Origin of the sequence: Kosakonia sp. SOY2 (assembly GCF_027109175.1) — a bacterium.
Lineage (GTDB): Bacteria > Pseudomonadota > Gammaproteobacteria > Enterobacterales > Enterobacteriaceae > Kosakonia.
Genome location: NZ_JAPVXH010000002.1, coordinates 209,055 through 235,726 on the forward strand (window position 1 = coordinate 209,055; position 26,672 = coordinate 235,726).

Genomic DNA, 26,672 nt, shown 5'->3' on the forward strand with positions numbered 1-26,672 from the left:
AGTTTACGGCGTATAATCGCCGCCCTTTGATGATTTTTTTACCACCTTTGGAAGCAAGATGAGCGCAATATCCCTGATCCAACCGGATCGTGACCTTTTCTCATGGCCCCAGTACTGGGCGGCCTGCTTCGGCCCCGCGCCGTTTTTGCCAATGTCGCGCGAAGAGATGGATCAACTTGGCTGGGATAGCTGCGACATCATTCTGGTGACGGGGGATGCTTACGTCGACCACCCGAGTTTCGGCATGGCGATTTGCGGCCGTATGCTGGAAGCGCAGGGCTTTCGCGTTGGCATCATCGCCCAGCCGGACTGGAACAGCAAAGACGACTTTATGCGCCTCGGTAAACCGAACCTGTTCTTCGGCGTGACCGCTGGCAACATGGACTCGATGATCAACCGCTACACCGCCGATCGTAAGCTGCGCCATGACGACGCTTACACGCCGGATAACGTCGCCGGTAAACGTCCGGATCGCGCGACGCTGGTTTATACCCAGCGCTGTAAAGAAGCGTGGAAAGATGTGCCGGTGATCCTCGGCGGCATCGAGGCCAGCCTGCGCCGTACCGCGCATTACGATTACTGGTCCGATACCGTGCGTCGATCGGTGCTGATCGATGCCAAAGCTGACATGCTGATGTTTGGCAACGGCGAGCGCCCGCTGGTGGAAGTGGCGCATCGCCTCGCTGCCGGTGAACCGATCGGTGAAATCCGCGACGTGCGTAACACCGCGATCATCGTCAAAGAAGCGCTGCCGGGCTGGAGCGGCGTTGATTCCACGCGCCTTGATACGCCGGGCAAAATCGATCCGATCCCACATCCGTACGGCGACGATCTGCCGTGTGCCGATAACAAACCGGTTGAACCGAAAGCGCAGGAAGCAAAACGTGTTACCGTTCAGCCGCCGCGGCCGAAACCGTGGGAAAAAACCTACGTGCTGCTGCCTTCTTTTGAGAAGGTGAAAGCCGATAAAGTGCTCTACGCGCATGCGTCACGCATTCTGCACCACGAAACGAACCCAGGCTGCGCCCGTGCGCTGATGCAAAAGCACGGTGACCGTTACATCTGGATCAACCCGCCAGCGATTCCGCTCTCAACCGAAGAGATGGACAGCGTTTTTGCGCTGCCTTATAAGCGCGTGCCGCATCCGGCATACGGTAACAGCCGTATCCCGGCTTACGAGATGATCCGCTTCTCGATTAACATCATGCGCGGCTGCTTTGGGGGGTGTTCTTTCTGTTCGATCACCGAGCATGAAGGGCGCATTATCCAGAGCCGTTCCGAAGATTCGATCATCAACGAAATCGAAGCGATTCGCGACACGGTGCCCGGTTTTACCGGCGTTATCTCCGATCTTGGCGGGCCAACCGCCAACATGTATATGCTGCGCTGCAAATCACCGCGCGCCGAGCAGACGTGCCGTCGTCTCTCCTGCGTTTACCCGGATATCTGCCCGCACATGGACACGAACCACCAGCCGACAATCGATCTCTATCGTCGTGCCCGCGATCTGAAAGGTATCAAGAAGATCCTCATCGCTTCCGGTGTGCGTTACGATCTGGCGGTGGAAGATCCGCGCTATGTGAAAGAGCTGGCGACGCATCACGTTGGTGGTTATCTGAAGATTGCCCCGGAGCATACCGAAGAGGGGCCGCTGTCGAAGATGATGAAACCGGGGATGGGCAGCTACGATCGCTTTAAACAGCTGTTCGACACCTATTCTAAAGAGGCGGGTAAAGAGCAGTATCTGATCCCGTACTTTATCTCTGCGCACCCCGGCACGCGCGATGAAGATATGGTGAACCTGGCGCTGTGGCTCAAGCGTCATCGCTTCCGCTTAGACCAGGTGCAGAACTTCTATCCGTCGCCGCTGGCTAACTCGACGACCATGTATTACACCGGGAAAAACCCGCTGTCGAAGATCGATTACAAGAGCGAAGAAGTGGTGGTGCCGAAAGGGGATAAACAGCGCCGTCTGCATAAAGCGCTGCTGCGTTATCACGATCCGGCCAACTGGCCGCTGCTGCGCCAGGCACTGGAAGCGATGGGTAAAAAGCACCTGATTGGTTCGCGCCGTGAATGCCTGGTGCCGGCGCCTACGCTTGATGAAATGCGCGAAGCGCGTCGCCAGAATCGCCAGTCGCGCCCGGCACTAACCAGGCACACACCGATTGTGCATCAGCGCAGCAACGGCAAAAACACTGGCGCTGCGCCAGCGAAGAAAAAAGCCTCCCGCGTGCGCTAAGCATATAAAAATCCCGGCGAGATGCCGGGATTTTTATTTTCTTGAAACAAAAAGGCCACAACGACAGCGCTATGGCCTTTTAGAAAAACTTAACCCCCAAACTGATCCGGGTCCGGCCCCAGCCGTTTACCGGCATCCAGTTTGGCGATCTCTGCCAGCTCGTCTTTATCCAGGCGGAAATCCCAGACGTTAAAGTTCTCGGCGATACGTGCAGGTGTAACCGATTTCGGGATCACCACCAGGCCGTTATCAAGATGCCAGCGGATCACCACCTGAGCAGGCGTTTTGCCGTATTTATCCGCCAGATCGCGAATAATTTTCTGATCAAATACCCCTTCGCCGCCCTGCGCCAGCGGGCTCCAGGACTCGGTCTGGATTTTATGCGTCGCGTTCCAGGCATGCAGTTGCCGCTGCTGCATTAACGGGTGCAGTTCGATCTGGTTGATAACCGGGATCACGCTGGTTTCATCAATGATCTTTTGCAGATGGTGGATCTCGAAATTACACACGCCGATACTTTTTACCAGCCCCTGTTTTTGCAGCTCGATCATGCCTTGCCAGGCCTCAACGTAATGATCGATAGCCGGAACAGGCCAGTGCATCAGATACAGATCGACGTAATCCAGTTGCAGCTTTTTCAGGCTGGTTTTCAGCGCTTCGGCGGGATGTTTTTGATCGTCATTCCACAGCTTGGTGGTAATAAACAATTCCTCACGCGGCACCCCTGCATTGGCTAAGGCTTTGCCAACGCCCTCTTCGTTCTTATAGGCGGCGGCGGTATCAATGGAGCGATATCCCACCTCCAGCGCCTTTTGGATGGCGGTTATCACTTCCTCGTTGCTCGCTTTCCACACGCCAAGACCCAGTTGCGGCATCAGGTTGCCGTCAGAAAGCTTAATCACGGTTGGATGTGTCATGCATTTCTCCTTTGAATAAGCTTACCGGGACGCGCCCGGTAAGGTGATGTGCATTAAGTGTGGTCGAAAAAACCAAAAACGGAAGGCGGGGCAAGGAGACCTTAACGTGCCGCTTCGTAAATACGACGGCTCACATCCAGCGTGATATCCTGGCGTTCGCCCAGTTTCGTCATGCCGTGCTCTTCCAGTTTCGCCAGCAGCGCTGGAATGGAACTGCCGTCCAGACCATAACCGGAAAGGCGGGTCGGAACGCCCATCTGCTCGAAGAAGTTGCGCGTGGCTTCGATAGCCGCGTCAATGCGCTCGTTATCGGAACCTTCTTTGATGTTCCAGACTCGCTCTGCGTATTGCAGCAGTTTTTCGCGTTTGGTATCGCGCTTCTCATTCCACAGCGCAGGCAGAACCACCGCCAGCGTCTGGGCGTGGTCAAGACCATGTATCGCGGTCAGTTCATGACCCAGCATATGCGTAGCCCAATCCTGCGGCACGCCAGCGCCAATCAGGCCGTTCAGCGCTTGTGTCGCCGCCCACATCACGTTGGCACGCACGTCGTAGTTTTCCGGCTCCTGCAGCGCTTTCGGGCCTTCTTCAATCAGCGTCAGCAGAATACCTTCGGCGAAGCGATCCTGAATTTTGCCATCAACCGGATAAGTGACGTACTGCTCAACGGTATGAACAAAGGCGTCGACCACGCCGTTCGCCACCTGACGCGGCGGCAGGGTATAGGTGTAGACCGGATCCAGTACCGCGAAGACCGGCTGAACGAACGGGGAGTGGAACGCCTGTTTGTCGCCGGTCGCTTTACGCGATACCACTGCGCCTGCGTTGGACTCGGAACCGGTCGCCGGCAGTGTCAGCACGGAACCCATCGGGATGGCGCTTTTAATTTCGCCGCCCCGCGTTTGCAGGATATGCCATGGATCAACGCCCTCGGCATAGTGAGCCGCTGCGGCGATAAATTTGGTGCCGTCCAGCACGGAACCACCGCCTACCGCCAGCAGAAAGGTGATGTTTTCGTCTTTAACGACCTGTACCGCTTTCATCAGCGTTTCGTAGGTCGGGTTCGGTTCGATGCCGCTGAATTCGCGCACATCCAGCCCTTGCAGCGCGCTGTAAACCTGGTCGAGCACGCCGTTTTTCTTCACGCTGCCGCCACCGTAGGTGATCAGCACGCGTGCGCCAGTCGGGATTTGCTCACGCAGATTGGCAATGGCACCTTTGCCGAACAGGATGCGGGTCGGGGTATGCAGATTAAAATTGTTCATTGCTCGTTCCCTTCTTATTGAGGTGAAAAAAAGTGCGGCGGTGTTTTGCCCAATGGCGATTATTGTGGGCGCGGGTACGCGCGCTCTCAATGCACATTCCTGCCGATGTCTTGCCTGTTTCTCCTTGTGGCTGGAGAAAAAGCCCAAAAATTTGCACACTGTACGGGTCGAAATAGTCTACCGGAGTGGCGAAAAATGAAGCGTGAAGAGATTTGCCTGCAGCTCACTGAAAAGATTAAACGATTGAAAGTGAATGAAAATAGGCTCAATGCACTGCTGCCGGATATCCGCTTGCTGTACGGTACTCAGCCGGGAACCCGTACGCCGGTGATGTATCAGCCGGGCATCGTTTTTCTCTTTTCTGGTCACAAAATTGGTTATATCAATGAAAGGGTCTTTCGTTATGACACCAATGAATATTTACTGCTGACCGTGCCGTTACCGTTTGAGTGTGAAACCTTCGCCACGCCGGAAGTGCCGCTGGCGGGGATCCGTTTGAATGTCGATATCCTGCAACTGCAGGAACTGTTGATGGATATCGGCGAAGATGAACATTTTCGCCCGGATGTGGCGGCAAGCGGCATTAACTCGGCGGTGCTTTCAGAAGAGATCCTCTGTGCTGCTGAGCGTTTGCTGGATGTGATGGAGCGTCCGCTGGATGCGCGTATCCTTGGCAAACAGATTATCCGCGAAATGCTCTACCACGTGCTAACCGGGCCGCGCGGCGGGGCGCTGCTGGCGTTAGTTAGCCGCCAGACCCATTTCAGCCTCATAAGTCGTGTGCTCAAACGCATTGAAAGCCAGTACACGGAAAACCTCAGCGTTGACCAACTGGCGGCGGAAGCCAATATGAGCGTCTCGGCGTTTCACCATAACTTTAAATCGGTGACCAGCACGTCGCCGCTGCAATACCTGAAAACCTACCGCCTGCACAAAGCGCGCATGTTAATGGTGCATGATGGTATGAAAGCCGGGGCGGCGGCCATGCGCGTTGGCTATGAAAGCCCGTCGCAATTCAGCCGTGAGTTTAAGCGTTATTTTGGCCTGACGCCGGGAGAAGATGTGGCGAGAATTCGCATGATGCAGGGAATGTAAAACGTCCCCTCTTCATGGCGAAGAGGGGAACACGTTATGCGCTGCAGTACTTTTTCTTCAGCACTACCGTGACGGCGCCAACCAGGCCGACCACCAGCAGGAACACCGGCAGCAGCATCAGGAATGTCATGACCTGATCTTCATGGCGCTTCACAAACGGGATCATGCTGATGGCGTAGCCCAGCGAGGTCACCGCGCTGACCCACAGCAGCCCGCTGAGCCAGTTAAATAACTGGAAACGGCGGTTAGAGAGGCCGGAGATGCCCGCCATCGTCGGCAGCAGAGTGCGGATAAAGGCCAGGAAACGCCCCGCCAGCAGTGCCAGCAGACCGTGACGGTCAAACATATAGGTCGCCCGCTCGTGATATTTCACCGGTAACTGCGATAGCCAGCTTTTCACCACGCGCGTATTCCCGAGCCACTTGCCCTGGATATAGCTCAGCCAGCAGCCGAGACTGGCGGCGGAAGTGAGGATGGCTAACGTCGCGACGAAATCCATGCAGCCGCGCGCAATCAGCGCACCAGCCAGCAGCAGCAAACTGTCACCGGGTAAAAACGAAGCAGGAAGCAGGCCGTTTTCTAAAAAGAGGGTGGCAAACATTACTAAATAAACAACACCCACAACATGTGGATTTGCCAGCGCAGCAAAGTCGTGATGCCAGAGCGCAGCAATAATATCTTGAATAACAGCCATGGACTTTCCCGTGGAACCGCGTAGAGGAGGCTATTGTACTCCAGTTCGCCTGAAACACCTTGATCGGGGGCGCAAGAAACGAGAATTTTCTGAATACTTACGCCCGTAAGCCAGGTTTACACGATGCGCTGGAAGCCCGCCACTAAATCCTCAATCAGATCGTCAACATTCTCTAAACCAATGTGCACTCGGATTAATGTGCCGGTGAAATCCACTTCGCCGTCCGGGCGAATCGCCGCCAGTTGCTCCGGCTGATTGGCGAGTATCAACGACTCGTAACCGCCCCACGAATACGCCATGCTGAACAGCGAGAAGTGGTCGAGGTAGTTCGCTAACTCTTCATTGTTCAGACGTTTATTGAGCACAAACGAAAACAAGCCGCTGCTGCCACTAAAATCCCGCTTCCAGTACTCGTGGCCTTTACTGCCGGGAAGCGCCGGGTGATTCACGCGCGCCACCTGCGGATGTGCCGCCAGCCATTCGGCAATTTTCAGGCTGCTTTCGTGGTGCTGACGCAGACGAACGCCCAGCGTACGCAGGCCACGGCTGGTCATATACGCCGTGTCGGCATCCACCATTTGCCCCATCAAATAGGCGTTTTCGCGCAGTTGTTCCCAACAACGGGCATTGGACACCGCCGTACCAATCATGCCGTCGGAGTGGCCAATCAGGTATTTGGTCGCTGCCTGAATGGAGATATCAATATCGAATTCCAGCGCCCTGAACAGCACGCCCGCCGCCCAGGTATTGTCGATCATAATGATGGCGTCTGGCGCAACGCTTCGCACCGCCTGCACAATCGCCGGAACATCGTGGACTTCCATGGTGATTGAGCCGGGAGATTCCAGGAACACCACTTTGGTGTTCGGCTGAATCAGCCGCACGATGCTGGAGCCGATCATCGGGTCGAACCAACTGGTGGTGACACCCAGTTTGGTGAGAATTTTGGTGCAAAAATCCTGGCTGGGTTCATAAGCGGTGTTGGTCATCAACACATGATCGCCTTGTTCAACAAACGCCAGAATGGTGTTTGCCACCGCCGCCGCGCCGCAGGGGAAAAGCGCGCAGCCCGCGCCGCCTTCCAGTTCGCACATCGCGTCTTGCAGCGAAAAGTGCGTGAGCGTGCCGCGACGCCCGTAAAACAGCTCGCCGTTGGCACGGTTACGCGTCGCGTGTTTTTTGGCTTCAACGGTGTCGAATACCAGTGAAGAGGCGCGCTGGATGACGCTATTCACCGACCCTTGCGTGTATTTTTTGCTGCGCCCTGCGTTAACCAGAGCGGTATCAAGATGCTTTGCTGTCATTCTCGCTCAACCTGTTTTTATACGTCTGGATGTCCAGACTACCATGATTGTTGGCGGATGCCTCGCAGTGTTATGCCGGTGAGTGAATTTTTTCCAGAAAATGTTCAATGGTGTCTGTTTACTGCTTAAGCGCAAAGAAAATGACTTTTAATTCAGGCACTCTGCAAATACTAATGAGAACTACTATCAATTCGACGACTTTTTGATATCATGGCGCACAGATTTTGTGATTTGCGTCTCGGAGATACACTGTGGGTAATAATTTGATGCAGACGGATCTATCCGTGTGGGGCATGTACCAGCATGCCGACATCGTTGTGAAGGTGGTGATGATCGGCCTGATTCTGGCGTCGGTCGTCACGTGGGCGCTTTTCTTCAGCAAAAGTGTTGAGATGATTTCGCACAAGCGCCGCCTCAAGCGTGAGCAGCAGCAGTTGGCTGAAGCCCGCTCTCTGGATCAGGCGAGTGAAATTGCTTCCGCTTTCCACGCCCGCAGCCTGAGCACAATGTTAATCAACGAAGCCCAGAACGAACTGGAGTTATCCGCCGGCAGCGAAGATAACGAAGGCATTAAAGAGCGCACCGGTTTTCGTCTGGAACGTCGCGTTGCCGCCACCGGTCGCCATATGGGGCGCGGGAATGGCTATCTGGCAACGATTGGCGCGATCTCGCCGTTTATTGGTCTGTTTGGTACCGTCTGGGGCATCATGAACAGCTTCATCGGCATTGCGCAGACGCAAACCACCAACCTCGCGGTTGTCGCGCCGGGCATCGCGGAAGCGCTGCTGGCAACGGCTATCGGCCTGGTTGCTGCTATCCCGGCGGTGGTGATTTACAACATTTTCGCCCGTATGATCGGCAGCTATAAAGCGATCCTTGGCGATGTTGCCGCGCAGGTTCTGCTGCTGCAAAGCCGCGATCTGGATCTGGCCGCCAGCAACGCTCAGCCGGTTCGCACCGCGCAAAAATTACGAGTAGGTTGATTCGTCATGGCAATGCGTCTTAATGAAAACCTGGACGATAACGGCGAAATGCACGAAATCAACGTCACGCCGTTTATCGACGTGATGTTAGTGCTGCTGATTATCTTTATGGTGGCCGCGCCGCTTGCCACGGTTGATGTAAAAGTTAACCTGCCGGCTTCAACCAGCCAGCCGCAACCGCGCCCGGAAAAACCTGTTTACCTGTCGGTAAAAGCAGATAACACCATGTTTATTGGTAACGATCAGGTTACCGATGAAACGATGGTTAACGCGCTGAATACGCTAACCGAAGGTAAAAAAGACACCACCATCTTCTTCCGCGCGGATAAAACCGTGGATTACGAAACAATGATGAAGGTGATGGATACGCTGCATCAGGCGGGATATCTGAAGATCGGTCTGGTGGGCGAGGAAGTCGCGAAAGCGAAGTAATGCCTAACACAACAAAAAAGCTGGCGGATGCCAGCTTTTTTTATGCCTGTTATCCAAGGTGCTCGCCGCCCGTCACGCCATGCACTTCGGCGGTAACGTAGCTTGATTCCTGGCTCGCCAGATAGACATAAATCGGTGCCAGTTCCGCAGGCTGGCCGGCACGCTTCATTGGCGTTTGTTGGCCAAACTGCGGCAGTTTCTCCTGCGGCTGACCCCCGGCGATTTGCAGCGCTGTCCAGATTGGCCCCGGGGCTACGATGTTAACCCGAATCCCTTTTTCCGCGACCTGCTTCGCCAGTCCCCGGCTGTAATTGAGGATTGCCGCCTTGGTTGAGGCGTAATCCAGCAAATGCGTGCTCGGTTGATACGCCTGAATAGACGAGGTGGTGATGATGCTCCCGCCCGGTGGCAGCAGCGGCACGGCTTCCTGGGTGATCCAGAACAGTGCAAAAACGTTAACGGTGTAGGTTTGGGTAAATTGCTCCGTTGTCAGGTTGGCAATCTCTTCCACGGCAGTCTGTTTGCCTGCCACCAGCGCCAGGATATCCAGCCCGCCAAGCTGCTCTTTTGCCTTGTGCGGCAAAGAGCGGGCAAAAGACTCATCGGTCAGGTCACCGGGAATTAACACCGCTTTGCGCCCGGCGGCTTCGATTTGCGCCTTCACCTGCTGCGCGTCTTCCTCTTCCGCAGGCAAATAGTTGATGGCGACATCTGCGCCTTCGCGCGCATAGGCAATAGCCGCCGCGCGACCAATGCCCGAATCGCCGCCGGTCACCAGCGCTTTGCGATCTTTTAGCCGCCCGCTACCGACGTAGCTGTTCTCGCCGCAGTCGGGAACGGGATCCATCTTCGACTGTACGCCTGGCGTTGGTTGCCGCTGTTTCGGGTATTCGCCAGTGTAATACTGCGTGGTGGGATCCTGCATTTTCGTCTGGTTATTCGCCATTACGTACCCTCCATATCGGTTGTTGAGTACTTAAGGGTAGAAGCCTGAGCTGAAAATGCAGACTAATTCAGGATTATCTTGAGGCAAAGGTGTACAAGCGAGGGAAAGGTAAAGGGCTATTTTGTGTTGGCGGATCGCTTTGCCGCCGCTTCTTCTTCCAGTGCCACGGTCGTTACATTCGAGGTGCGGAATTCGCCATCGCTTAGTTTGCGACTCAGGCGTAACGTCGCGGTTTCGCGGCTCAGAATGTACTGATAGTTCGCCTCCAGGCGACCCATGATTTTGTCCCGTAATTCTGGTTTTTGCGCGATGATGGCGTCGATCACCGCACCATAAATCTCTTCTTTCACCTGCAGCGGATAAATTTCGCGACGGTTCTGCCATTTCAGGCGCACCAGCGCCGCAGGAATAGAAACCAGTTCACGCGCGATTCGCTGAATAGTCTCGTTTTTACTTAATATCAGGGCTTCTTTATTTTGCTTTAAGATAAATTCATCGCTTTTTTTCTCTTCCAAAGCTAAATAAACGTTATTATTATCGACCTCGTTCACGTTATTCATCCCCGAACTTATAAAACATTGGCGTATCTTTTTCTCGGGTAATGAGGTTAAGCCAAATCTCATTACCTGCTTCATTTATTTGCTGAGTTTTATCCGCAATTATTTGGCTTAATGTTTGGGCATCTATCTCGCCTTCCGCTTGTAAATCATTAAGTAAACGCGCGAAGGTCTCGATTTTTACCACACGCAATAGCCGCTCTTTTATATGGCGGTCGCGTTCTTCCAGCAGCATATTTCTCGACTGCCCGGTACGGCTGGCATTCGCTAATATATCGTTAGCATGTTCAGCGAGTGTTCTTTTACCCTGAGTTAAATTAGGCTCTTTTCCTTCTTCTCCAGGCTTGGTTTCAACGGCAGAAATGTGAAATCGTGCCGGGACAAGATTCTCGGGAAGCATTTCCAATGTCCTTTAATATCAACAGGGAAGAGGGTGTTCAGGCGTGAGGTTCGTTGACAATATCATGGCGCACTTTTAAAATCAAAAAAAAGGAGCCTGCTCATGAACAGTATTTTTTATTCTGTTATTGCTTTATTGCTGCTGACGGGCGGCGTTCTTTTATTGATGCGTGAGTACAATAAAAAAGCTCCCCTTAGTGAAATTGACAATCCGCCTTTACCACCGCAACCGTTGTCAAAAGAGGAGGGGGAAGATCATTTCTCCGCGTTAATGAATGCGATTACTCCAGTGTGGTACTGGCGCGTTAATCATGAATATATAGATTTTCTTCATGCGACAATTAAGCGCATGAATATGGCGGAATTAAATAGTACGCCTGGGTTATTTGAAGCGCAGCGTCGCTGCAGCGATCTCAATTCAGCGGTGTATAAGTATTACGACAATATAAAAAAGCGCTGCGTAAATGGTGAAAAAGTACCGCATTCGGATCTGGATGTGCTCAACCTGCGCCAGTGTTTTCGTGAATTCAGTATGGAAGCGTATCCCGCGCTGGTCGTGCTGGTATGGCCAGAGAACCAACGTCCCTGGGTCAATCCCGAAGAGGTGTAGCGCCGTGTTGCTTTAGTGTTGCAAATTGTTTGCCTGGCTGGGATATACTGAACGCCGGTTTAGCAATCTGAAGAGACTTTACGCAACATGGAACGCTTTCTGGAAAACGCAATGTACGCTTCGCGCTGGTTGCTCGCCCCGGTTTACTTCGGCCTCTCCCTCGCCCTGCTTGCGCTGACGGTAAAATTCTTCCAGGAGATTTTTCACGTCCTGCCCAATATCTTCAATCTGGCGGAAGCGGATTTGATCCTGACACTGCTGTCGCTGGTGGATATGACGCTGGTGGGTGGTTTGCTGGTGATGGTGATGTTTTCCGGCTATGAAAATTTCGTTTCGCAGCTCGATATCGCCGAGCATAAAGAGAAGTTGAACTGGCTTGGCAAAATGGACGCCACATCGCTGAAAAATAAAGTGGCGGCGTCGATTGTTGCCATTTCGTCGATTCATCTGCTGCGCGTGTTTATGGATGCCAAAAATGTCCCGGATAACAAACTGATGTGGTATGTGATTATCCACCTGACGTTTGTGCTTTCTGCTTTTGTGATGGGCTACCTGGACCGATTAACCCGCCACCAACACTGAGTTGATTGCCGGGCCGCGTTCTGCCGCCCGGCATTACCGTTTTACTTATCTGAAGAAGCCTGCCACAGATTCAGCTCGCCATCAGCAACGTGCTTGTCGATTTGCGCTAACTCTTCGCGACTAAAACTCAGGTTGTTCAACGCCTGAACGTTCTCTTCCAGCTGTTCCGGACGGCTTGCGCCAATCAGCACCGACGTGACTCGCGCATCTTTTAACAGCCAGCTCAGCGCCATTTGCGCCATCGACTGTCCACGGCGCTGCGCCATGTCATTGAGTAAGCGCAAGCTGTTGAGGTTGCTCTCTGTCAGCATTTTCTCCGTCAGACCACGCACTTTTTTGCCTTCACGCTGCATACGTGACCCTTCCGGAATGCCGTTCAGGTATTTGCCGGTCAGCAGCCCTTGTGCCAGCGGGGTAAAGGCGATGCAACCCACGCCATTATCTTCCAGCGTATCCAGCAGACCGGTTTTATCCACCCAGCGGTTCAGCAGGTTGTAAGAGGGCTGATGGATAAGCAGCGGGATTTTCCACTCGCGCAGCAGGGCTGCCATTTGTTGTGTACGTTCGGTGGAATAGGAAGAGATGCCGACATACAGCGCTTTACCGCTCTGTACCGCCTGCGCCAGCGCAGATGCCGTCTCTTCCATTGGCGTTTTTTCATCAACCCGATGCGAATAAAAGATATCAACGTACTCAACGCCCATTCGCTTCAGGCTCTGGTCGAGGCTGGCGAGCAGGTACTTACGTGAACCGCCGGAACCGTACGGACCTGGCCACATATCGTAACCGGCTTTGGTGGAGATAATGATTTCGTCGCGGTATGCGGCAAAATCCTCACGCAGCAAGCGGCCAAAATTTTCTTCCGCGCTGCCGGCTGGCGGCCCGTAGTTATTGGCTAAATCAAAGTGGGTAATGCCGAGGGAAAATGCTTTTCGCAGTAAGGCGCGCTGTGAGTCCAGGGCGTGCCCGTGACCAAAACTGTGCCACAAACCGAGCGAAAGCGCGGGCAGTTGCAGGCCGCTTTTGCCGCAATATCGGTACTGCATCTGTTCGTAGCGATTCGGGTTGGCGAAGCCAGGCATGATGTCTCCTTTCTTTTTAATCTTATCGATGAAAATTCGAAACAACGTTTCTATCTTACGTCTGTTTTCTGTACATCAAAAGGTGAGGTTGTGTCTGGATGTTTTTTGAGCGAAAAGCGGAGCGCTATGCTTTGCTTAGAGAGGCATAAAAAGGGGGAGATAACCGATGACGCGTTTAACGGCGAAAGATTTTCCGCAGGAGTTGCTCGATTATTACGACTACTACGCACACGGCAAGATCAATAAGCGAGAGTTTTTACAGCTGGCGGGCAAATATGCGGTGGGCGGCATGACGGCGCTGGCGCTGTTCAACCTGTTGAAACCGAACTACGCGCTGGCAACGCAGGTGGAATTTACCGATCCGGACATTCATCCTGAATACATCACTTATCCGTCGCCAAACGGGCATGGCGAGGTGCGTGGCTACCTGGTCAAACCGACAAAAACGCAGGGCAACGTGCCGGCAGTGGTGGTGGTACATGAAAATCGCGGGCTGAACCCGTATATCGAAGATGTGGCTCGCCGCGTCGCCAAAGCAGGCTATATAGCGCTGGCACCGGACGGTTTAAGTTCTGTGGGCGGCTATCCCGGTAACGATGATGAAGGTCGCGCATTGCAGCAGAAAGTTGACCCGACAAAGCTGATGAATGATTTTTTTGCCGCCATTGAGTTTATGCAAAAGCATCCGCAGGCGACGGGCAAAGTGGGGATCACCGGTTTTTGCTATGGCGGCGGCGTGTCAAACGCAGCGGCGGTGGCTTACCCTGAACTGGCGTGCGCGGTGCCTTTTTATGGCCGACAGCCTCCAGCGGCGGATGTTGCGAAAATCAACGCGCCGCTATTGCTGCATTACGCTGCGCTGGACAAGAACATCAACGACGGCTGGCCTGCTTATGAGCAGGCGTTAAAGGCCCATCGAAAAGTTTATGAAGCGTGGGTTTATCCCGGCGTTAACCACGGGTTTCACAACGATTCGACGCCGCGATACGATAAAGCCGCTGCCGAATTGGCCTGGCAACGCACCCTCGATTGGTTCAAAACGTATCTCACCTAGCGGCTGTTGCACTGGCAGGGATGCCGGAAAACATAAAAAAGATGAATATGTCGCATTGGGTTTATTTATCTGTGTGAGTTAACGGCATAAGCCATACTTACCAGGTTTTTACGTCGTAAATGCAGAAGAATCGATAATTAACGCAATGCCTTTGGTTTTCTGGCTTTTACTGGCAGGCAAAAGCGCGTCTTTAATTTACGTTAGGCTCCCGTTCTTTCTGCGAAAATTCCTGGGAAAGCGGCTAAAAAATCGGCGCGACATAAATCGTTGCGGGCTATTCATAATATTTATCAATGTATACAAAAATAATCCTCTGTGGAGGTTTTGCCCTAACCGCTAACGCAGGGCATGGCAAAGTGCGTAAGGTGCCGTACCTTTACAGAGCGCTATATGACTGGGTTTTACCCTTTCACCCTGCACCGTTAGCTGCCTGACTATCGGGTTGTGTTGCGTAAAAAAACATCTTTTTTAACATTACTTCACAGGTGTTTAAAGGTTACTTAACTCTTATTTTTTTTGACTTTTCTGGCCAATGATTAGTGATATTTATCGGTGTTTTTCAAACGGTGATAATAACTATTATCGCTCTGTTCAATCGTTTTTTTAATATCGTCATCCGCTGATGAACTTATTTGATAATTGTGGTTTTTACTTTTCTGGCACGGCGTTTTAATAATTGAATGTTTCCGCGTTTGTGATATTTGTGGTTCTTTTGATTATAGATTTATAAAAATAAATATCTTTTATTATTAGCTGGTTATGCGCTTTTTTATAAGCGGTATTGCAATACTGTTAACAAAATTCATGCTGAAGTAAAGTTAGCAGAATAAGCGTTTTAGCGGCGACTCAAGCGGCAGAAGAAGGAGAAAAGGTCAACGCTGTTCTCATACAAAAATTTTTAGCCAGACATTTAATATTTTCCGCACCTTGCCGATAAATGGAGATAACTCTCGCCCGCAGGCGAGAAAGCACCATTACCGCAAGGACAATATTATGAATATGCTTCGTAACTTTACTATACGAGCCGTGATGCTGGTGATCCTCGGGATCTTCGGTGTGCTGTGGTCTGGCGTCGGCTTATATAGTGTTTTTTCTCTGTCAAAAGTCGCTGATGGCAATGACGTTGATCGCCAGCTTGTGACGCAAATGACCCTTCTTAGCCAGGGTAATGATCAGTACTTCCGATTTGTTACTCGTCTTAGCCGTGTGATGGAAGCCAAAGCTGCGGGTGGCTCGCCAGATATGGCACCGGTGCAACAGGCGCTGGATACCATGTCGCGTAAATTGACGGAGTTTAAAGCCGTATCGCCGGGCCCGATGGATCCCAAAGTATCTGAACAAGTGATTGCCGCCTGGCAGGCGCTGCTGGATCAAGGGGTAACTCCGCAGATGCAGCTGGCGCAGCAAGGTACGCCAGACGCGTACCGCCAGCAGGCTAATAATGTTACGCCGGGTTTGAGCCGCAGCTTTGGTACGGCGACAGAAAGTTTTAATAAAGCGGCCAGTAGCAGCCTCGATGAAACACGTGTGATGGTCGATGCGCGCACCAGCACCACGCGCGTCGCGATTATTACTGCGATGGTGATTGGCTTGCTGATCCTGCTGTTCACCGACCGCTATCTGGTCGCCATGCTGGTGAAACCGCTGAACCGTATTCGCGCGCACTTCCGTTTGATGGCGCAGGGCGATCTCAGCCAGCCGCTGGAAGATATGGGGCGCAACTGCGTGGGGCAGGTGATCCCGCTGCTGTTAGCAATGCAGGATAGCCTGCGCGAAGCGGTGAGCAGCATCCGCCACGGCAGCGAGAATATCTGGCGTGGCGCGTCCGAGATCTCTACCGGTAATAACGATCTCTCTTCCCGCACGGAAGAGCAGGCCGCCGCACTGGAACAAACCGCTGCCAGCATGGAAGAGCTGACCTCAACGGTAAAACTGAACGCGGATAACGCCAACCAGGCCAGCGAACTGGCTGAAGTGGCGTCGACCACCGCCAGCAAAGGCGGCGCACTGGTAAAAGAAGTGATCAGCACGATGGATGGCATCTCCGACAGCTCGAAGAAAATCGCCGAAATCACCAACGTAATTAACAGCATCGCCTTCCAGACCAACATTCTTGCGCTTAACGCCGCCGTGGAAGCCGCGCGTGCAGGTGAGCAAGGTCGTGGTTTCGCAGTGGTTGCGGGTGAGGTGCGTAACCTCGCCAGCCGCAGTGCCGGCGCAGCGAAAGAGATCGAAACGCTGATCGCGGATTCCGTTTCCCGCGTGGAGAAAGGCGCGAAACTGGTCAATGACACCGGCACCACCATGGAAAGCATTCTGCGTTCGGTGAGAGAGGTGACCACCATTATGAAAGAGATCGCTTCTGCGACGGATGAACAGAGCAAAGGCATCTCTCAGGTGGGCGTGGCGATTACCCAGATGGACAGCGTAACGCAGCAGAACGCCGCGCTGGTGGAAGAGATTTCCGCCGCCGCCGCCGCGCTGGAGCGCCAGACCGAAGAGTTGCAGCGTTCCGTTCAGCAGTTCCGCCTTTCCAGTGACGAGCAGCAGAAACCTGCGGCCACCGCGCTGGTAAAACCGGATTTATCACGCGGAGGATCGCGTAAAGCATCAACCTCTTCGGATGAGTGGGTCGCGTTTTAATCAGCGCTATCGCCGTCACGCGAGATCGTTATATAATTTTTTATATAACGTTTGTGGGGGTGATAACGATGGACAACCATTTTGGTAAAGGCTTGATGGCCGGGCTGAATGCGGCGCAGGCGGACAGCGCCAGTAACGTGACGCATTTCTGCCCGGACTATAAGCGTGGTTTTGTACTCGGGTTTTCGCATCGTATGTTTGAAAAAACCGGCGATCGTCAACTCAGCGCGTGGGAAGCAGGCATTCTTACGCGTCGCTACGGGCTGGATAAGGACATGGTGATGGATTTCTTTCGCGAGAGTCACTCCAGCACTGTGATCCGATTTTTTATGGCGGGTTACCGTCTCGAAATCTAAAAATAAGCTTTGCTCAAAATGTAGTTCTCTTTTGTGAAGGTCACTTTTGTCGAGGGTGACTTTCATTTTTTTTGCCGTTTTGTGCCCCTAAGCCCCTCATTTTTCTGTGACTACTGCAACACTCTCCGCCTTTTTGCATAATACCCTTGTTTTTTATGTGATTATTTGTCGGGGCGATCGCAGCATTCATCTGCCCAATGGGTGGAGAATAATCCTAGTCCAGGCTAAGGGATAACAATAAATGGCAGGAGAGAACCAACAATTTGCGTCTCATGGCGTGAGCCGTCGTGATTTTATGAAACTGTGTGCTGCACTGGCGGCGACCATGGGGTTAAGCGGTAAAGCCGCTGCCGAAATGGCCGAAGCCGTCAGTCACCCTCAGCGTCCACCCGTTATCTGGATTGGCGCGCAGGAGTGCACAGGCTGTACTGAATCACTGCTTCGCGCGACGCACCCCACCGTAGAAAACCTTGTGCTGGAAACCATTTCGCTGGAATACCACGAAGTGCTTTCTGCCGCGTTTGGTCACCAGGTTGAAGAGAATAAACACCGGGCGCTGGAGCAGTATAAAGGCCAGTACGTGTTGGTGGTCGATGGCTCGATTCCGATGAAAGACGGCGGGGTTTACTGCATGGTCGCCGGCGAACCGATTGTCGATCATATACGTAAAGCGGCAGAAAACGCGGCGGCGATTATCGCTATTGGCTCCTGTGCCGCCTGGGGCGGCGTGGCGGCGGCGGGCGTTAACCCGACCGGTGCAGTCAGCCTGCAAGAGGTGCTACCTGGCAAAACGGTGATCAACATTCCCGGCTGTCCGCCGAACCCACAAAACTTCCTTGCCACGGTGGCGCATATCATCACCTTCGGCAAACCTCCGGCGCTTGACGCCAAAAACCGTCCCCGCTTTGCCTACGGACGCTTAATTCACGAGCACTGCGAACGTCGACCGCATTTTGACGCCGGGCGCTTTGCGAAAGCGTACGGCGATCAGGGGCATCGCGAAGGCTGGTGCTTGTACCACTTAGGTTGCAAAGGCCCGGAAACCTGGGGCAACTGCTCAACGTTGCAGTTTTGCGATGTAGGCGGTGTCTGGCCCGTTGCCATTGGTCACCCGTGCTACGGCTGTAACGAAGAAGGGGTTGGCTTTCACAAAGGCATCTCCCAGCTTGCGCATGTGGATAACCCTACGCCGCGCGCCGCGAAACCAGACGTCAACCTGAAAGAGGGCGGCACCGTGTCGGCAAGCGCAGTCGGTTTGCTGGGTGGCGTCGTCGGCCTGGTGGCGGGTGTCGGTGTGATGACCGTGCGGGAACTGGGTCGCCAGCAGAAGAAAAACGACACGGATTCACAGGGAGACTAGCCGTGAACAGACGTGATTTTCTCAAAGTGGCGTCCGGCGGGGCGCTGCTGGTGGGGGGATCGTCCGCGAGTTTTGCCGCCGCGCAAAACCGCCCGCCGATCCCCGGCGCGCTGGGGATGTTGTACGACTCCACGCTCTGCGTCGGTTGTCAGGCCTGTGTGACGCGTTGCCAGGAAATTAACACACCGCAGCGTAACCCACAGGGCGAGCAAACCTGGTCGAATAACGACAAACTTTCGCCTTATACCAATAACATTATTCAGGTCTGGCACAGCGGCAGCGGCGAGAACAAAGACCAGCTGCGCGACGGTTATGCCTATATCAAAAAGCAGTGCATGCACTGCGTGGATGCCAACTGTGTTTCCGTCTGCCCGGTGCAGGCGCTGAAAAAGGACGCCAAAACCGGCATCGTTCACTACGACGCCAGCGTCTGTACCGGCTGCCGTTACTGCATGGTCGCCTGTCCGTTCGATGTGCCGAAGTATGACTACAACAACCCCTTCGGCGCGCTGCATAAGTGTGAGCTTTGCAACCAGAAAGACGTGGCGCGGCTGGATAACGGCGAGTTGCCCGGGTGTGTGGAAGTGTGCCCGGCGGGCGCGGTAATTTTTGGCACGCGCGAAGAACTGCTCGCCGAAGCCAAAAAACGTCTCGCGATGAAACCCGGCTCTGAGTACCGCTACCCGCGCCAGACATTGAACACCAACGACACCTACGTGCATAACGTGCCCAGCTACTACCCGCATCTGTACGGCGAGAAAGAGGGTGGCGGCACGCAGGTGCTGGTGCTGACCGGGGTTCCTTATCAGGAGCTGGGGTTGCCGGAGCTGGACGACCTGGCAACCGGCGCACGCTCTGAGCATGTTCAACATACGGTCTACAAAGGCATGATGTTGCCGCTCGCCGTGCTGGTTGGGCTGACTGCACTGGTACGCCGCAATACGCGGGACAACCATGACGGAGGCGATCATGAGTCATGATCCACAAGCGATGGGCGGCAAACTGCTGAGTAAACCGGTGCTGCTGTTCGCCCCGCTGATCGTGCTGTGCGCGATCTTTATCCTCAAGCGTTTGATCTTCGGGCTCGGATCGGTCTCGGATCTGAACGGTGGTTATCCGTGGGGGATCTGGATCGCGTTTGATTTGCTGATCGGCACCGGCTTTGCCTGTGGCGGTTGGGCGCTGGCGTGGGCGGTGTATGTCTTTAACCGGGGCGATTACCACCCGCTAGTGCGCCCGGCGCTGCTGTGCAGCCTGTTCGGTTATTCGCTGGGCGGCTTGTCCATCACCATCGATGTCGGACGTTACTGGAATCTGCCTTACTTCTATATTCCCGGCCATTTCAATGTCAATTCAGTGCTGTTTGAAACCGCGGTCTGTATGACGATTTACATCGGCGTGATGGCGCTGGAGTTCGCCCCGGCGCTGCTGGAAAGGCTTGGCTGGAAGGTTTCGCTGCGCCGTCTCAATAAAGTGATGTTTTTCATTATCGCACTTGGCGCGCTGCTGCCGACCATGCACCAGTCGTCGATGGGCTCGTTGATGATTGCCGCCGGATATAAAGTTTATCCGCTGTGGCAGAGCTATGAAATGCTGCCGGTTTTCTCGCTGCTGACCGCGTTTATTATGGGTTTCTCGATTGTCATTTTCGAAGGCTCATTAATGCAGGCCAGCCTGCGCGGCAACGGGCCGGATGAAAAACGTCTGTTTAGCAAACTGATTAACATCCTGAGCGTGCTGTTAGCGCTGTTCCTGGTGCTGCGGTTGGGAGAGATCACGTGGCGTGACAAATGGCATTACGCCTTTGCCGGTGATTTTTACAGCCTGATGTTCTGGCTGGAAATGGCGCTGCTGGCCTTGCCGCTGCTGATCCTGCGCGCGCCGCGTCTGCGCCGTGATTCCCGCTTTTTGTTCCTTGGCGCGTTGAGCATGCTGCTCGGCTGTGCGCTGTGGCGGCTCTCTTATTCGCTGTTGGCCTTTAATCCTGGCAACGGCTACCACTACTTCCCGACAGCGGAAGAGTTATTGATTTCCATTGGTTTTGTGGCAATTGAAGTCTGTGCGTACATCTTACTGATACGTCTGTTGCCGATTATTCCTCCGTTAAAAACATCTGCGCGACATGAGGCGAGTAAAGCATGAGTCAACGTATCACCATTGATCCGGTTACCCGTATTGAGGGTCATTTACGCATTGATTGCGAAATTGAAAACGGCGTTGTATCAAAGGCCTGGTCGTCAGGAACCATGTGGCGCGGGATGGAAGAGATTGTCAAAAACCGCGACCCGCGCGACGCATGGATCATCATGCAGCGCATTTGCGGCGTTTGTACGACGATCCACGCCATTGCCTCGGTGCGGGCGGTAGAAAGCGCGCTGGAGGTGAAGGTGCCGCGCAACGCCCAGTACATCCGCAACATCATTCTGGCCGCCCACTCGATTCACGATCATATCGTCCATTTTTATCAGCTTTCGGCGCTCGATTGGGTCGATATCACCAGCGCGCTGAATGCCGATCCGGCGAAAGCCGCCGCGCTGTTACAAGGGCTTTCCGACTGGCCGCTTAACAGTGAAAACGACTTCAAAGCGGTGCAGGAGAAGATCAAAGCGCTGGTCGCCAGCGGCCAACTGGGCATTTTTGCCAACGGCTACTGGGGCCACCCGGCAATGAAGTTGCCGCCGGAAGTAAACCTGATTGCCGTCGCGCACTACCTGCAAGCGCTGGAGTGTCAGCGCGACGCTAACCGCATTGTCGCGCTGCTCGGCGGTAAATCGCCGCACATTCAGAACCTGGCGGTGGGCGGGGTTGCCAACCCGATCAATCTTGATGGTATCGAAGTGCTGAACCTTGAACGCCTGATGTATCTCAAGTCGTTTATCGACAAGCTGGAAGGGTTTATCGAGCAGGTTTATAAAGTCGACACGGCGGTGATTGCGGCGTTTTACCCGGAATGGCTCACGCTCGGTAAAGGCGCGGTGAACTACCTGAGCACGCCGGAATTCCCCACCGACGCCAACAACGGCAGCTTCCTGTTTGCTGGTGGCTACATTGAAAATGCCGATCTTGCGACCTACCGTGAAATCAACACCCACACCGATCCTTTCCTGATTAAAGGCATTCAGGAGAGCGCGAAACACGCCTGGTATAAAGACGAGGCGCCGCAGGAGCCGTGGCAGGGCACCACGCTGCCGCAGTACACCGGCTGGCAGGAAGAGGGCAAATACTCCTGGGTTAAATCGCCCACCTTTTATGGCAAAACGGTCGAAGTGGGGCCGCTCGCCAATATGCTCTGCAAACTGGCAGCGAAACACCCGGCAACGACGGAGAAATTGCACGATATCACCGCCATTTACCAGAAACTCACCGGTAAAACGGTGGCGGTGGAGCAACTGCACTCCACGCTGGGGCGCATTATCGGCCGCACGGTTCATGCCTGCGAGTTACACCAGGTCTTGCAGCAACAGTATCAGGCATTGATAGACAATATCGGCAAAGGCGATGTGCAAACTATCGCCCATACGGAAATCCCGACCAGCGGCGAGTTTAAAGGCGTCGGCTTCCTTGAAGCGCCGCGCGGCATGCTCTCCCACTGGATCGTTATCAAAGACGGTAAAATCGATAACTACCAGGCGGTAGTGCCGTCAACCTGGAACGCCGGGCCGCGCAACTTCAACGACGACGCCGGGCCATACGAGCTGTCACTGGTGGGAACGCCAATCGCCGATCCGCAAAAACCGCTGGAAGTGGTGCGCACCGTTCACTCGTTCGATCCGTGTATGTCGTGCGCGGTCCACGTGGTGGATGCCGACGGCAACGATGTTGTCGCGGTGAAGGTGCTGTGATGTCGATTTTAGTGTTAGGCGTGGGCAACATTTTGCTCACCGATGAAGCGATAGGCGTGCGGGTGGTGGAAGCGCTTGAGCAGCGTTACCACCTGCCCGCGCATGTCGAGGTGCTGGACGGCGGCACGGCGGGTATGGAGCTGCTTGAGGCGATGGCTAACCGCGAACATCTGATCATCGCCGATGCGGTGGTCAGCCGCAAAAGCGAGCCGGGTACAGTCATTTGCCTGCGCGATGACGACGTGCCAACGCTGTTCAGCAATAAAATTTCGCCGCACCAGTTGGGGCTATCGGATGTGCTGTCGGCGCTGCGTTTCACCGGCGAGTTTCCGAAAAAACTGACGCTGATTGGCGTTATTCCGTCCTCGCTGGAGCCACATATCGGCATGACACCGGTGGTGGCGGCGAGCCTGGACACCGCGCTACAGACGGTGCTGGCGGCGCTGCGTGAATCCGGCGTGGAGCCTGTTTTACGGGAGACCGAACATGCAGGATGAGGTAATGGGGTTCGACGTTTCGCCGCACCGCGAAGTGCAGGCGGCTTTTATGGCGATAGCCGAGCAGGAGATGCAGGGTCTGCCATTTATCCATGCAACCATGCCGGCGTATGTCACGCCGTTCACCCGCTTTGAAGAGCAGTGGCTGGGTTGTGTGTTGACGCCGTGGATGCTGAGTCTGCAAATCTACCCCGGTCCGCAGCAGTGCTGGCCTCGCCGCCCGGTGAGCCAGCGGCTGGGGCTGCGATTGCCCTATGGCGAAATGACCTTTACCGTCGGCGAATTACCCGCATTGGGGCAATACCTGAGCTGCTCGCTGATGTCGCCGCTCGATCGGGGATTGTCTGTGGATGCTGGCATCGCGCTTGCCGATAACTGCCTGAAAATGGCGCTTTCGTTGCCGGTTACCGATGTCGCGCTAAGCCGTCGCGCGTTACTGCAAGGGCTACGGGACAAAGCGCATGCATGAGTTATCCCTGTGCCAGAACGCGGTGGAGATCATTGAACAGCAGGCGCGGCAAAACGGCGCGCGGCGCGTGACGGGCGTATGGCTGGAAGTGGGCGCGCTGGCTTGTGTGGAAGAGAGCGCGCTGCGGTTTGGTTTTGATATCGCCTGCCGCGAAACGCTGGCGCAGGGTTGCACATTGCATATCCTCCATAAACCGGCGCAGGCCTGGTGCTGGAATTGCAGCCAGACAGTGGAAGCCGAGCGGCACGATGAATGCCCGCTCTGCCACTGCCCGACGCTGCATATTGAGCGCAGCGACGGCGTGCAGATCAAAAGTATCGAAGTGGAGTAAAGCAACGATGTGTATAGGCGTACCGGGGCAGGTGGTGGCCGTTGGCGACGATTTTCATCAACTGGCGCAGGTGGATGTGTGCGGCGTGCGCCGCGACGTCAATATCGCGCTGGTGTGCGAGGATTCACCGCGTGAATTGCTGGGACAATGGGTGCTGGTGCATGTCGGTTTCGCGATGAGCGTGATTGATGAACACGAAGCGCTGGCAACACTGGAAGCGTTGCGCAACATGGAGATCGAAGCGTTTGCCCCTCAGCGCTGAAGCGCGTCGATGTTCGCGTCGGTCACCATCTGCGTGACCTGCGCCAGATTGCCGATCTTCGCTTCGCTGGCGCGATAGAATTTACTCTTATCAATCAACAGCAATGATTGCTGTGCCCGGCGTAACAGCTGGGCTTTGAACGCCGCATTGTGGCGGGTGGAATCCCACATATCGCCGCGCGCATCCACGCCTTCGCAGGAGAAGATAAACAGATCAATCTCCAGCGATTTCAGAAGGCTTGCGAGAGCCGGGTTCACATAGCAGCGCTCCGTGCGCGCCAGACGGCCACCCGAGCAGATAAGTTCAATCTGTTCGCGGCGCGCCATCTCCTGGCACACCGGCAGACTGTTAGTCAGCACCGTCAACGGGATATCCGGTAACTGCCGCGCCAGATGAAAACAGGTAGAGCTGGCGTCCAGCGCCAGCGTCATCCCGGCTTCTATCCAGTTCAGTGCGTGGCGGGCGATGTCGGCTTTATCCGCATAATGGCTTTTTAGCCGGGTGCGAAACGGTTCCCCGCCATCATGCGATGCTGCGTGCAATGTACGCGCCAGACCGTGGCGACGCACAATTTTCCCCGCCGTTTGCAGCGCGTTGAGATCGCGGCGAATGGTTTCAATACTGACATTCAGCTGCGCCGCCAGCGCCTGGGTTGTGATGCTGTGCTGGCTGGTGAGAAGCTGCAGAATCGCTTGCTGGCGCGCGTGCTTCATGGCGTTTCCTCATGCCGTGGCGAGAGCGAAATCAGTATTTTGCCGATAGCCGCGCCGTTTTTACCGGTGTGCTTAATGTGATACATCGCGCGATCGGCACGCATCAGCGCATTAACGAAATCATCCCCGGCTTGCACTTCATCAATGCCTATCGATGCGCCTACCGACGCCTCGCCATTATCCAGCTCGAAGGGGCTGAGAATGGCACGCAAACAGCTATGCGCTGTGCTGTTAATCAGCAGGCTGTTGAGCGCAAAGGGCAGCAACAGAACAAATTCATCGCCGCCAAGCCGCCCGATGACGGTTCCCTCCGGACAGGAAGCACGCAGGCGCTGGCTGAGCTGGATCAGCAACTCATCGCCGCTGCGGTGACCAAACGTATCGTTTACCGCTTTGAAATCATCGAGATCGATAAATGCCACACACAGCGGCCCGGCGAGATTGAGTTCAGCGAAGTGTTGCAACAGTGCGTGGCGGTTCGCGAGGCCGGTCAGCGGATCGTGGTTTGCAAGCAGAGCCAGTTGCTCTTCGTACTGCTTCTCTTTGGTCATATCAATGTGCGTGCCGGTCACTTTCAGCGGCGCGCCGCTGGCGTCCCGGTCGGTGACGCGACCGCGATCGAGCACCCAGGTCACGGTGCCATTTTTATGCTGCATGCGGTGCAACGCTTCGTAAAACGGGGTTTTGCCGTGCAAATGGTCATAAAACGCATCCAGCACCCGTTGCCGGTCATCTTCATGCAGGTGTTCGCGCCAGACATCAAAATGGGCGCTCAGTGCTTTGGGCTGATAGCCAAGCATCGCTCCCCAGCGGCGGTTAAAGATGATGAGCTTGCCGCTTGGCACATCCAGTTGCCACAAACAGAGTCCGGTGCCGTCGAGCGCGGCGCTGAGTTTATTGCGCGCATCGCGCGCGATCCGCACCAGCCGGGCGTTGTGCTTCTTCAGATTCTGGATCTGCTGTTTTAGCGCGTTTTCAGACATTTGGCGGGCTACGGGTAAATAAAAGGCATTCTTACGAGTTATTTCTGTTATGTAAATATGGTGTGAAAAAAAGAGCAGAAGGTGTGGAGAAAGGCGGGAGAAACCGGGCGGAATGCCGCCCGGTGGGCAAGATCAAGCGTTGCGTTTATCTTCAGTTTGCGTGTCGAAATCGCTGGCGTCGTGGCGCTCGTGCAGTTGCTCACTCGGCTCGCCGAAGGTGCGGTTAACCATGCGCCCACGTTTCACCGCCGGGCGCTCTGCAATCGCTTTCGCCCAGCGCTGGACGTTTTGGTAGCTGCCCGCGTCGAGGAATTCCGCCGCGTTATAGACATTGCCCAGCACCACGTTGCCGTACCACGGCCAGATGGCCATATCGGCGATGGTGTACTCATCCCCGGCTACAAATGTGTGCTGTGCCAGTTGCTTATCCAGCACGTCCAGTTGGCGTTTGGCTTCCATGGTAAAGCGGTTGATCGCGTACTCGATCTTCACCGGCGCATAGTTATAGAAGTGGCCAAAACCGCCGCCGAGGAAAGGTGCGGAACCTTGCAGCCAGAACAGCCAGTTCAGCGTTTCAGTGCGTTTTGCCGGATCTTTTGGCAGGAAGTGACCGAATTTTTCCGCCAGATAGAGCAGGATCGCGCCGGATTCGAACACCCGCGTCGGCGGTGTGGTGCTGTGGTCGCGCAGCGCCGGGATTTTGGAGTTCGGGTTAACCTCGACAAAACCGCTGGAGAATTGATCGCCTTCACCGATGCGAATCAACCACGCGTCGTACTCTGCGGCACTGACGCCTTTCGCCAGTAACTCTTCCAGCATGATGGTCACTTTCTGGCCGTTCGGCGTACCGAGCGAATAGAGCTGTAACGGGTGTTTGCCGACCGGCAATGTTTTGTCATGCGTTGGGCCGGAAACCGGGCGGTTGATATTGGCAAACGCGCCGCCGCCGGATTTATCCCACGTCCAGACTTTGGGGGGCTGATAGTTGTCTGACATTTTGGCCTGCCTTTTCGTTGATGTGTTGAAGAAGTTAAGCGCCTGCAAAGCAGTGTAG

At 54.6% G+C, this 26,672-nt stretch carries 28 protein-coding genes; 17 read left to right on the plus strand and 11 right to left on the minus strand.

Going from position 1 to position 26,672, the window contains the following annotated elements; genetic code table 11:
* Nucleotides 1-58 precede the first annotated feature (58 nt).
* Nucleotides 59-2,242 carry a YgiQ family radical SAM protein gene (locus O3S68_RS13895; protein WP_269231746.1) on the plus strand — a complete coding sequence of 728 codons (2,184 nt, stop codon included), beginning with the start codon at nt 59-61 and terminating at the stop codon, nt 2,240-2,242.
* An 89-nt stretch (nt 2,243-2,331) separates the two neighbouring features.
* On the opposite strand, the gene dkgA is transcribed toward O3S68_RS13895, so the two are convergent.
* Nucleotides 2,332-3,159, minus strand: coding sequence for a 2,5-didehydrogluconate reductase DkgA (gene dkgA, locus O3S68_RS13900; RefSeq protein WP_020455267.1), 828 nt, complete (start codon nt 3,157-3,159; stop codon nt 2,332-2,334).
* Between the two features lie 101 nt (nt 3,160-3,260).
* Nucleotides 3,261-4,424 (minus strand): alcohol dehydrogenase, encoded by a 1,164-nt coding sequence (gene yqhD, locus O3S68_RS13905; RefSeq protein WP_269231747.1) that lies wholly within the window; start codon nt 4,422-4,424, stop codon nt 3,261-3,263.
* A 195-nt stretch (nt 4,425-4,619) separates the two neighbouring features.
* On the opposite strand from yqhD, the gene O3S68_RS13910 reads away from it, so the two are divergent.
* Entirely contained in the window at nt 4,620-5,519 is a 900-nt protein-coding gene (locus tag O3S68_RS13910; RefSeq protein WP_017457477.1) for an AraC family transcriptional regulator, read from the plus strand.
* A 34-nt stretch (nt 5,520-5,553) separates the two neighbouring features.
* Here O3S68_RS13910 and O3S68_RS13915 read toward each other — a convergent pair whose 3' ends face one another.
* Both O3S68_RS13915 and metC read right to left on the minus strand, forming a co-directional pair.
* Nucleotides 5,554-6,213, minus strand: a complete 660-nt coding sequence (locus tag O3S68_RS13915) for a DedA family protein (RefSeq protein WP_269231748.1) — start codon at nt 6,211-6,213, stop codon at nt 5,554-5,556.
* 116 nt (nt 6,214-6,329) lie between these two features.
* Nucleotides 6,330-7,517, minus strand: a complete 1,188-nt coding sequence (metC, locus tag O3S68_RS13920; RefSeq protein WP_020455264.1) for a cystathionine beta-lyase — start codon at nt 7,515-7,517, stop codon at nt 6,330-6,332.
* Nucleotides 7,518-7,768: 251 nt separating this feature from the next.
* Here metC and exbB point away from each other — a divergent pair, with 251 nt between their 5' ends.
* Complete coding sequence (gene exbB / locus O3S68_RS13925) at nt 7,769-8,500, plus strand: tol-pal system-associated acyl-CoA thioesterase (protein ID WP_044489488.1); 732 nt, start codon at nt 7,769-7,771, stop codon at nt 8,498-8,500.
* Nucleotides 8,501-8,506: 6 nt separating this feature from the next.
* Nucleotides 8,507-8,932: a TonB system transport protein ExbD gene (exbD, locus tag O3S68_RS13930; RefSeq protein WP_017457481.1), complete on the plus strand. Its 426-nt coding sequence runs from the start codon at nt 8,507-8,509 to the stop codon at nt 8,930-8,932.
* 49 nt (nt 8,933-8,981) lie between these two features.
* Here exbD and O3S68_RS13935 read toward each other — a convergent pair whose 3' ends face one another.
* The 3 genes from O3S68_RS13935 to O3S68_RS13945 all read right to left on the minus strand — a co-directional run bounded on the left by O3S68_RS13935 (nt 8,982) and on the right by O3S68_RS13945 (nt 10,835).
* Complete coding sequence (locus O3S68_RS13935; RefSeq protein ID WP_020455261.1) at nt 8,982-9,878, minus strand: SDR family oxidoreductase; 897 nt, start codon at nt 9,876-9,878, stop codon at nt 8,982-8,984.
* Between the two features lie 116 nt (nt 9,879-9,994).
* On the minus strand, nt 9,995-10,438 hold the full coding sequence (locus O3S68_RS13940) for a hypothetical protein (protein ID WP_020455260.1): 444 nt from the start codon (nt 10,436-10,438) through the stop codon (nt 9,995-9,997).
* Nucleotides 10,431-10,835: a hypothetical protein gene (locus tag O3S68_RS13945; RefSeq protein ID WP_017457484.1), complete on the minus strand. Its 405-nt coding sequence runs from the start codon at nt 10,833-10,835 to the stop codon at nt 10,431-10,433. Before O3S68_RS13945 ends, O3S68_RS13940 begins: the two co-directional genes overlap by 8 nt.
* Before the next feature lie 102 nt (nt 10,836-10,937).
* Here O3S68_RS13945 and O3S68_RS13950 point away from each other — a divergent pair, with 102 nt between their 5' ends.
* Complete coding sequence (locus tag O3S68_RS13950) at nt 10,938-11,444, plus strand: ESA_00282 family adhesion-associated protein (RefSeq protein ID WP_017457485.1); 507 nt, start codon at nt 10,938-10,940, stop codon at nt 11,442-11,444.
* A gap of 87 nt (nt 11,445-11,531) precedes the next feature.
* Nucleotides 11,532-12,026: a TIGR00645 family protein gene (locus O3S68_RS13955; RefSeq protein ID WP_017457486.1), complete on the plus strand. Its 495-nt coding sequence runs from the start codon at nt 11,532-11,534 to the stop codon at nt 12,024-12,026.
* A 41-nt stretch (nt 12,027-12,067) separates the two neighbouring features.
* On the opposite strand, the gene O3S68_RS13960 is transcribed toward O3S68_RS13955, so the two are convergent.
* Complete coding sequence (locus O3S68_RS13960; RefSeq protein WP_045512128.1) at nt 12,068-13,108, minus strand: aldo/keto reductase; 1,041 nt, start codon at nt 13,106-13,108, stop codon at nt 12,068-12,070.
* 166 nt (nt 13,109-13,274) lie between these two features.
* On the opposite strand from O3S68_RS13960, the gene yghX reads away from it, so the two are divergent.
* From yghX to hybG, 11 genes are all read left to right on the plus strand, one after another.
* A complete protein-coding gene (gene yghX / locus O3S68_RS13965; protein ID WP_269231749.1) occupies nt 13,275-14,162 on the plus strand; it encodes a YghX family hydrolase in 888 nt (295 codons plus the stop codon).
* Nucleotides 14,163-15,155: 993 nt separating this feature from the next.
* Complete coding sequence (locus tag O3S68_RS13970; protein ID WP_020455255.1) at nt 15,156-16,805, plus strand: methyl-accepting chemotaxis protein; 1,650 nt, start codon at nt 15,156-15,158, stop codon at nt 16,803-16,805.
* Between the two features lie 68 nt (nt 16,806-16,873).
* Nucleotides 16,874-17,161, plus strand: a complete 288-nt coding sequence (locus O3S68_RS13975; RefSeq protein WP_269231750.1) for a DUF2623 family protein — start codon at nt 16,874-16,876, stop codon at nt 17,159-17,161.
* Between the two features lie 241 nt (nt 17,162-17,402).
* Nucleotides 17,403-18,521, plus strand: coding sequence for a hydrogenase 2 small subunit (gene hybO / locus O3S68_RS13980; protein ID WP_020455253.1), 1,119 nt, complete (start codon nt 17,403-17,405; stop codon nt 18,519-18,521).
* Nucleotides 18,522-18,523: 2 nt separating this feature from the next.
* A complete protein-coding gene (gene hybA, locus O3S68_RS13985) occupies nt 18,524-19,501 on the plus strand; it encodes a hydrogenase 2 operon protein HybA (RefSeq protein ID WP_020455252.1) in 978 nt (325 codons plus the stop codon).
* Nucleotides 19,491-20,663 (plus strand): Ni/Fe-hydrogenase cytochrome b subunit, encoded by a 1,173-nt coding sequence (gene hybB / locus O3S68_RS13990; protein WP_020455251.1) that lies wholly within the window; start codon nt 19,491-19,493, stop codon nt 20,661-20,663. Before hybA ends, hybB begins: the two co-directional genes overlap by 11 nt.
* On the plus strand, nt 20,660-22,363 hold the full coding sequence (gene hybC, locus O3S68_RS13995; protein WP_045512141.1) for a hydrogenase 2 large subunit: 1,704 nt from the start codon (nt 20,660-20,662) through the stop codon (nt 22,361-22,363). The genes hybB and hybC overlap by 4 nt, the downstream gene beginning before the upstream one ends.
* Nucleotides 22,363-22,860 carry a HyaD/HybD family hydrogenase maturation endopeptidase gene (locus O3S68_RS14000; protein ID WP_269231751.1) on the plus strand — a complete coding sequence of 166 codons (498 nt, stop codon included), beginning with the start codon at nt 22,363-22,365 and terminating at the stop codon, nt 22,858-22,860. Before hybC ends, O3S68_RS14000 begins: the two co-directional genes overlap by 1 nt.
* Nucleotides 22,850-23,329, plus strand: a complete 480-nt coding sequence (gene hybE, locus O3S68_RS14005; protein ID WP_269231752.1) for a hydrogenase-2 assembly chaperone — start codon at nt 22,850-22,852, stop codon at nt 23,327-23,329. The genes O3S68_RS14000 and hybE overlap by 11 nt, the downstream gene beginning before the upstream one ends.
* A complete protein-coding gene (hypA, locus tag O3S68_RS14010; protein WP_045512150.1) occupies nt 23,322-23,660 on the plus strand; it encodes a hydrogenase maturation nickel metallochaperone HypA in 339 nt (112 codons plus the stop codon). The genes hybE and hypA overlap by 8 nt, the downstream gene beginning before the upstream one ends.
* Before the next feature lie 7 nt (nt 23,661-23,667).
* On the plus strand, nt 23,668-23,922 hold the full coding sequence (hybG, locus tag O3S68_RS14015; protein ID WP_017457498.1) for a hydrogenase maturation factor HybG: 255 nt from the start codon (nt 23,668-23,670) through the stop codon (nt 23,920-23,922).
* On the opposite strand, the gene fucR is transcribed toward hybG, so the two are convergent.
* The 3 genes from fucR to yghU form a co-directional block, all read right to left on the minus strand.
* Nucleotides 23,913-24,635, minus strand: a complete 723-nt coding sequence (fucR, locus tag O3S68_RS14020; protein WP_045512152.1) for an L-fucose operon activator — start codon at nt 24,633-24,635, stop codon at nt 23,913-23,915. The genes hybG and fucR overlap by 10 nt on opposite strands.
* Nucleotides 24,632-25,618, minus strand: a complete 987-nt coding sequence (locus O3S68_RS14025) for a sensor domain-containing diguanylate cyclase (RefSeq protein WP_045512155.1) — start codon at nt 25,616-25,618, stop codon at nt 24,632-24,634. The genes fucR and O3S68_RS14025 overlap by 4 nt, the downstream gene beginning before the upstream one ends.
* A 132-nt stretch (nt 25,619-25,750) precedes the next feature.
* Nucleotides 25,751-26,614 carry a glutathione-dependent disulfide-bond oxidoreductase gene (yghU, locus tag O3S68_RS14030; protein WP_020455244.1) on the minus strand — a complete coding sequence of 288 codons (864 nt, stop codon included), beginning with the start codon at nt 26,612-26,614 and terminating at the stop codon, nt 25,751-25,753.
* Between the last annotated feature and the right edge of the window lie 58 nt (nt 26,615-26,672).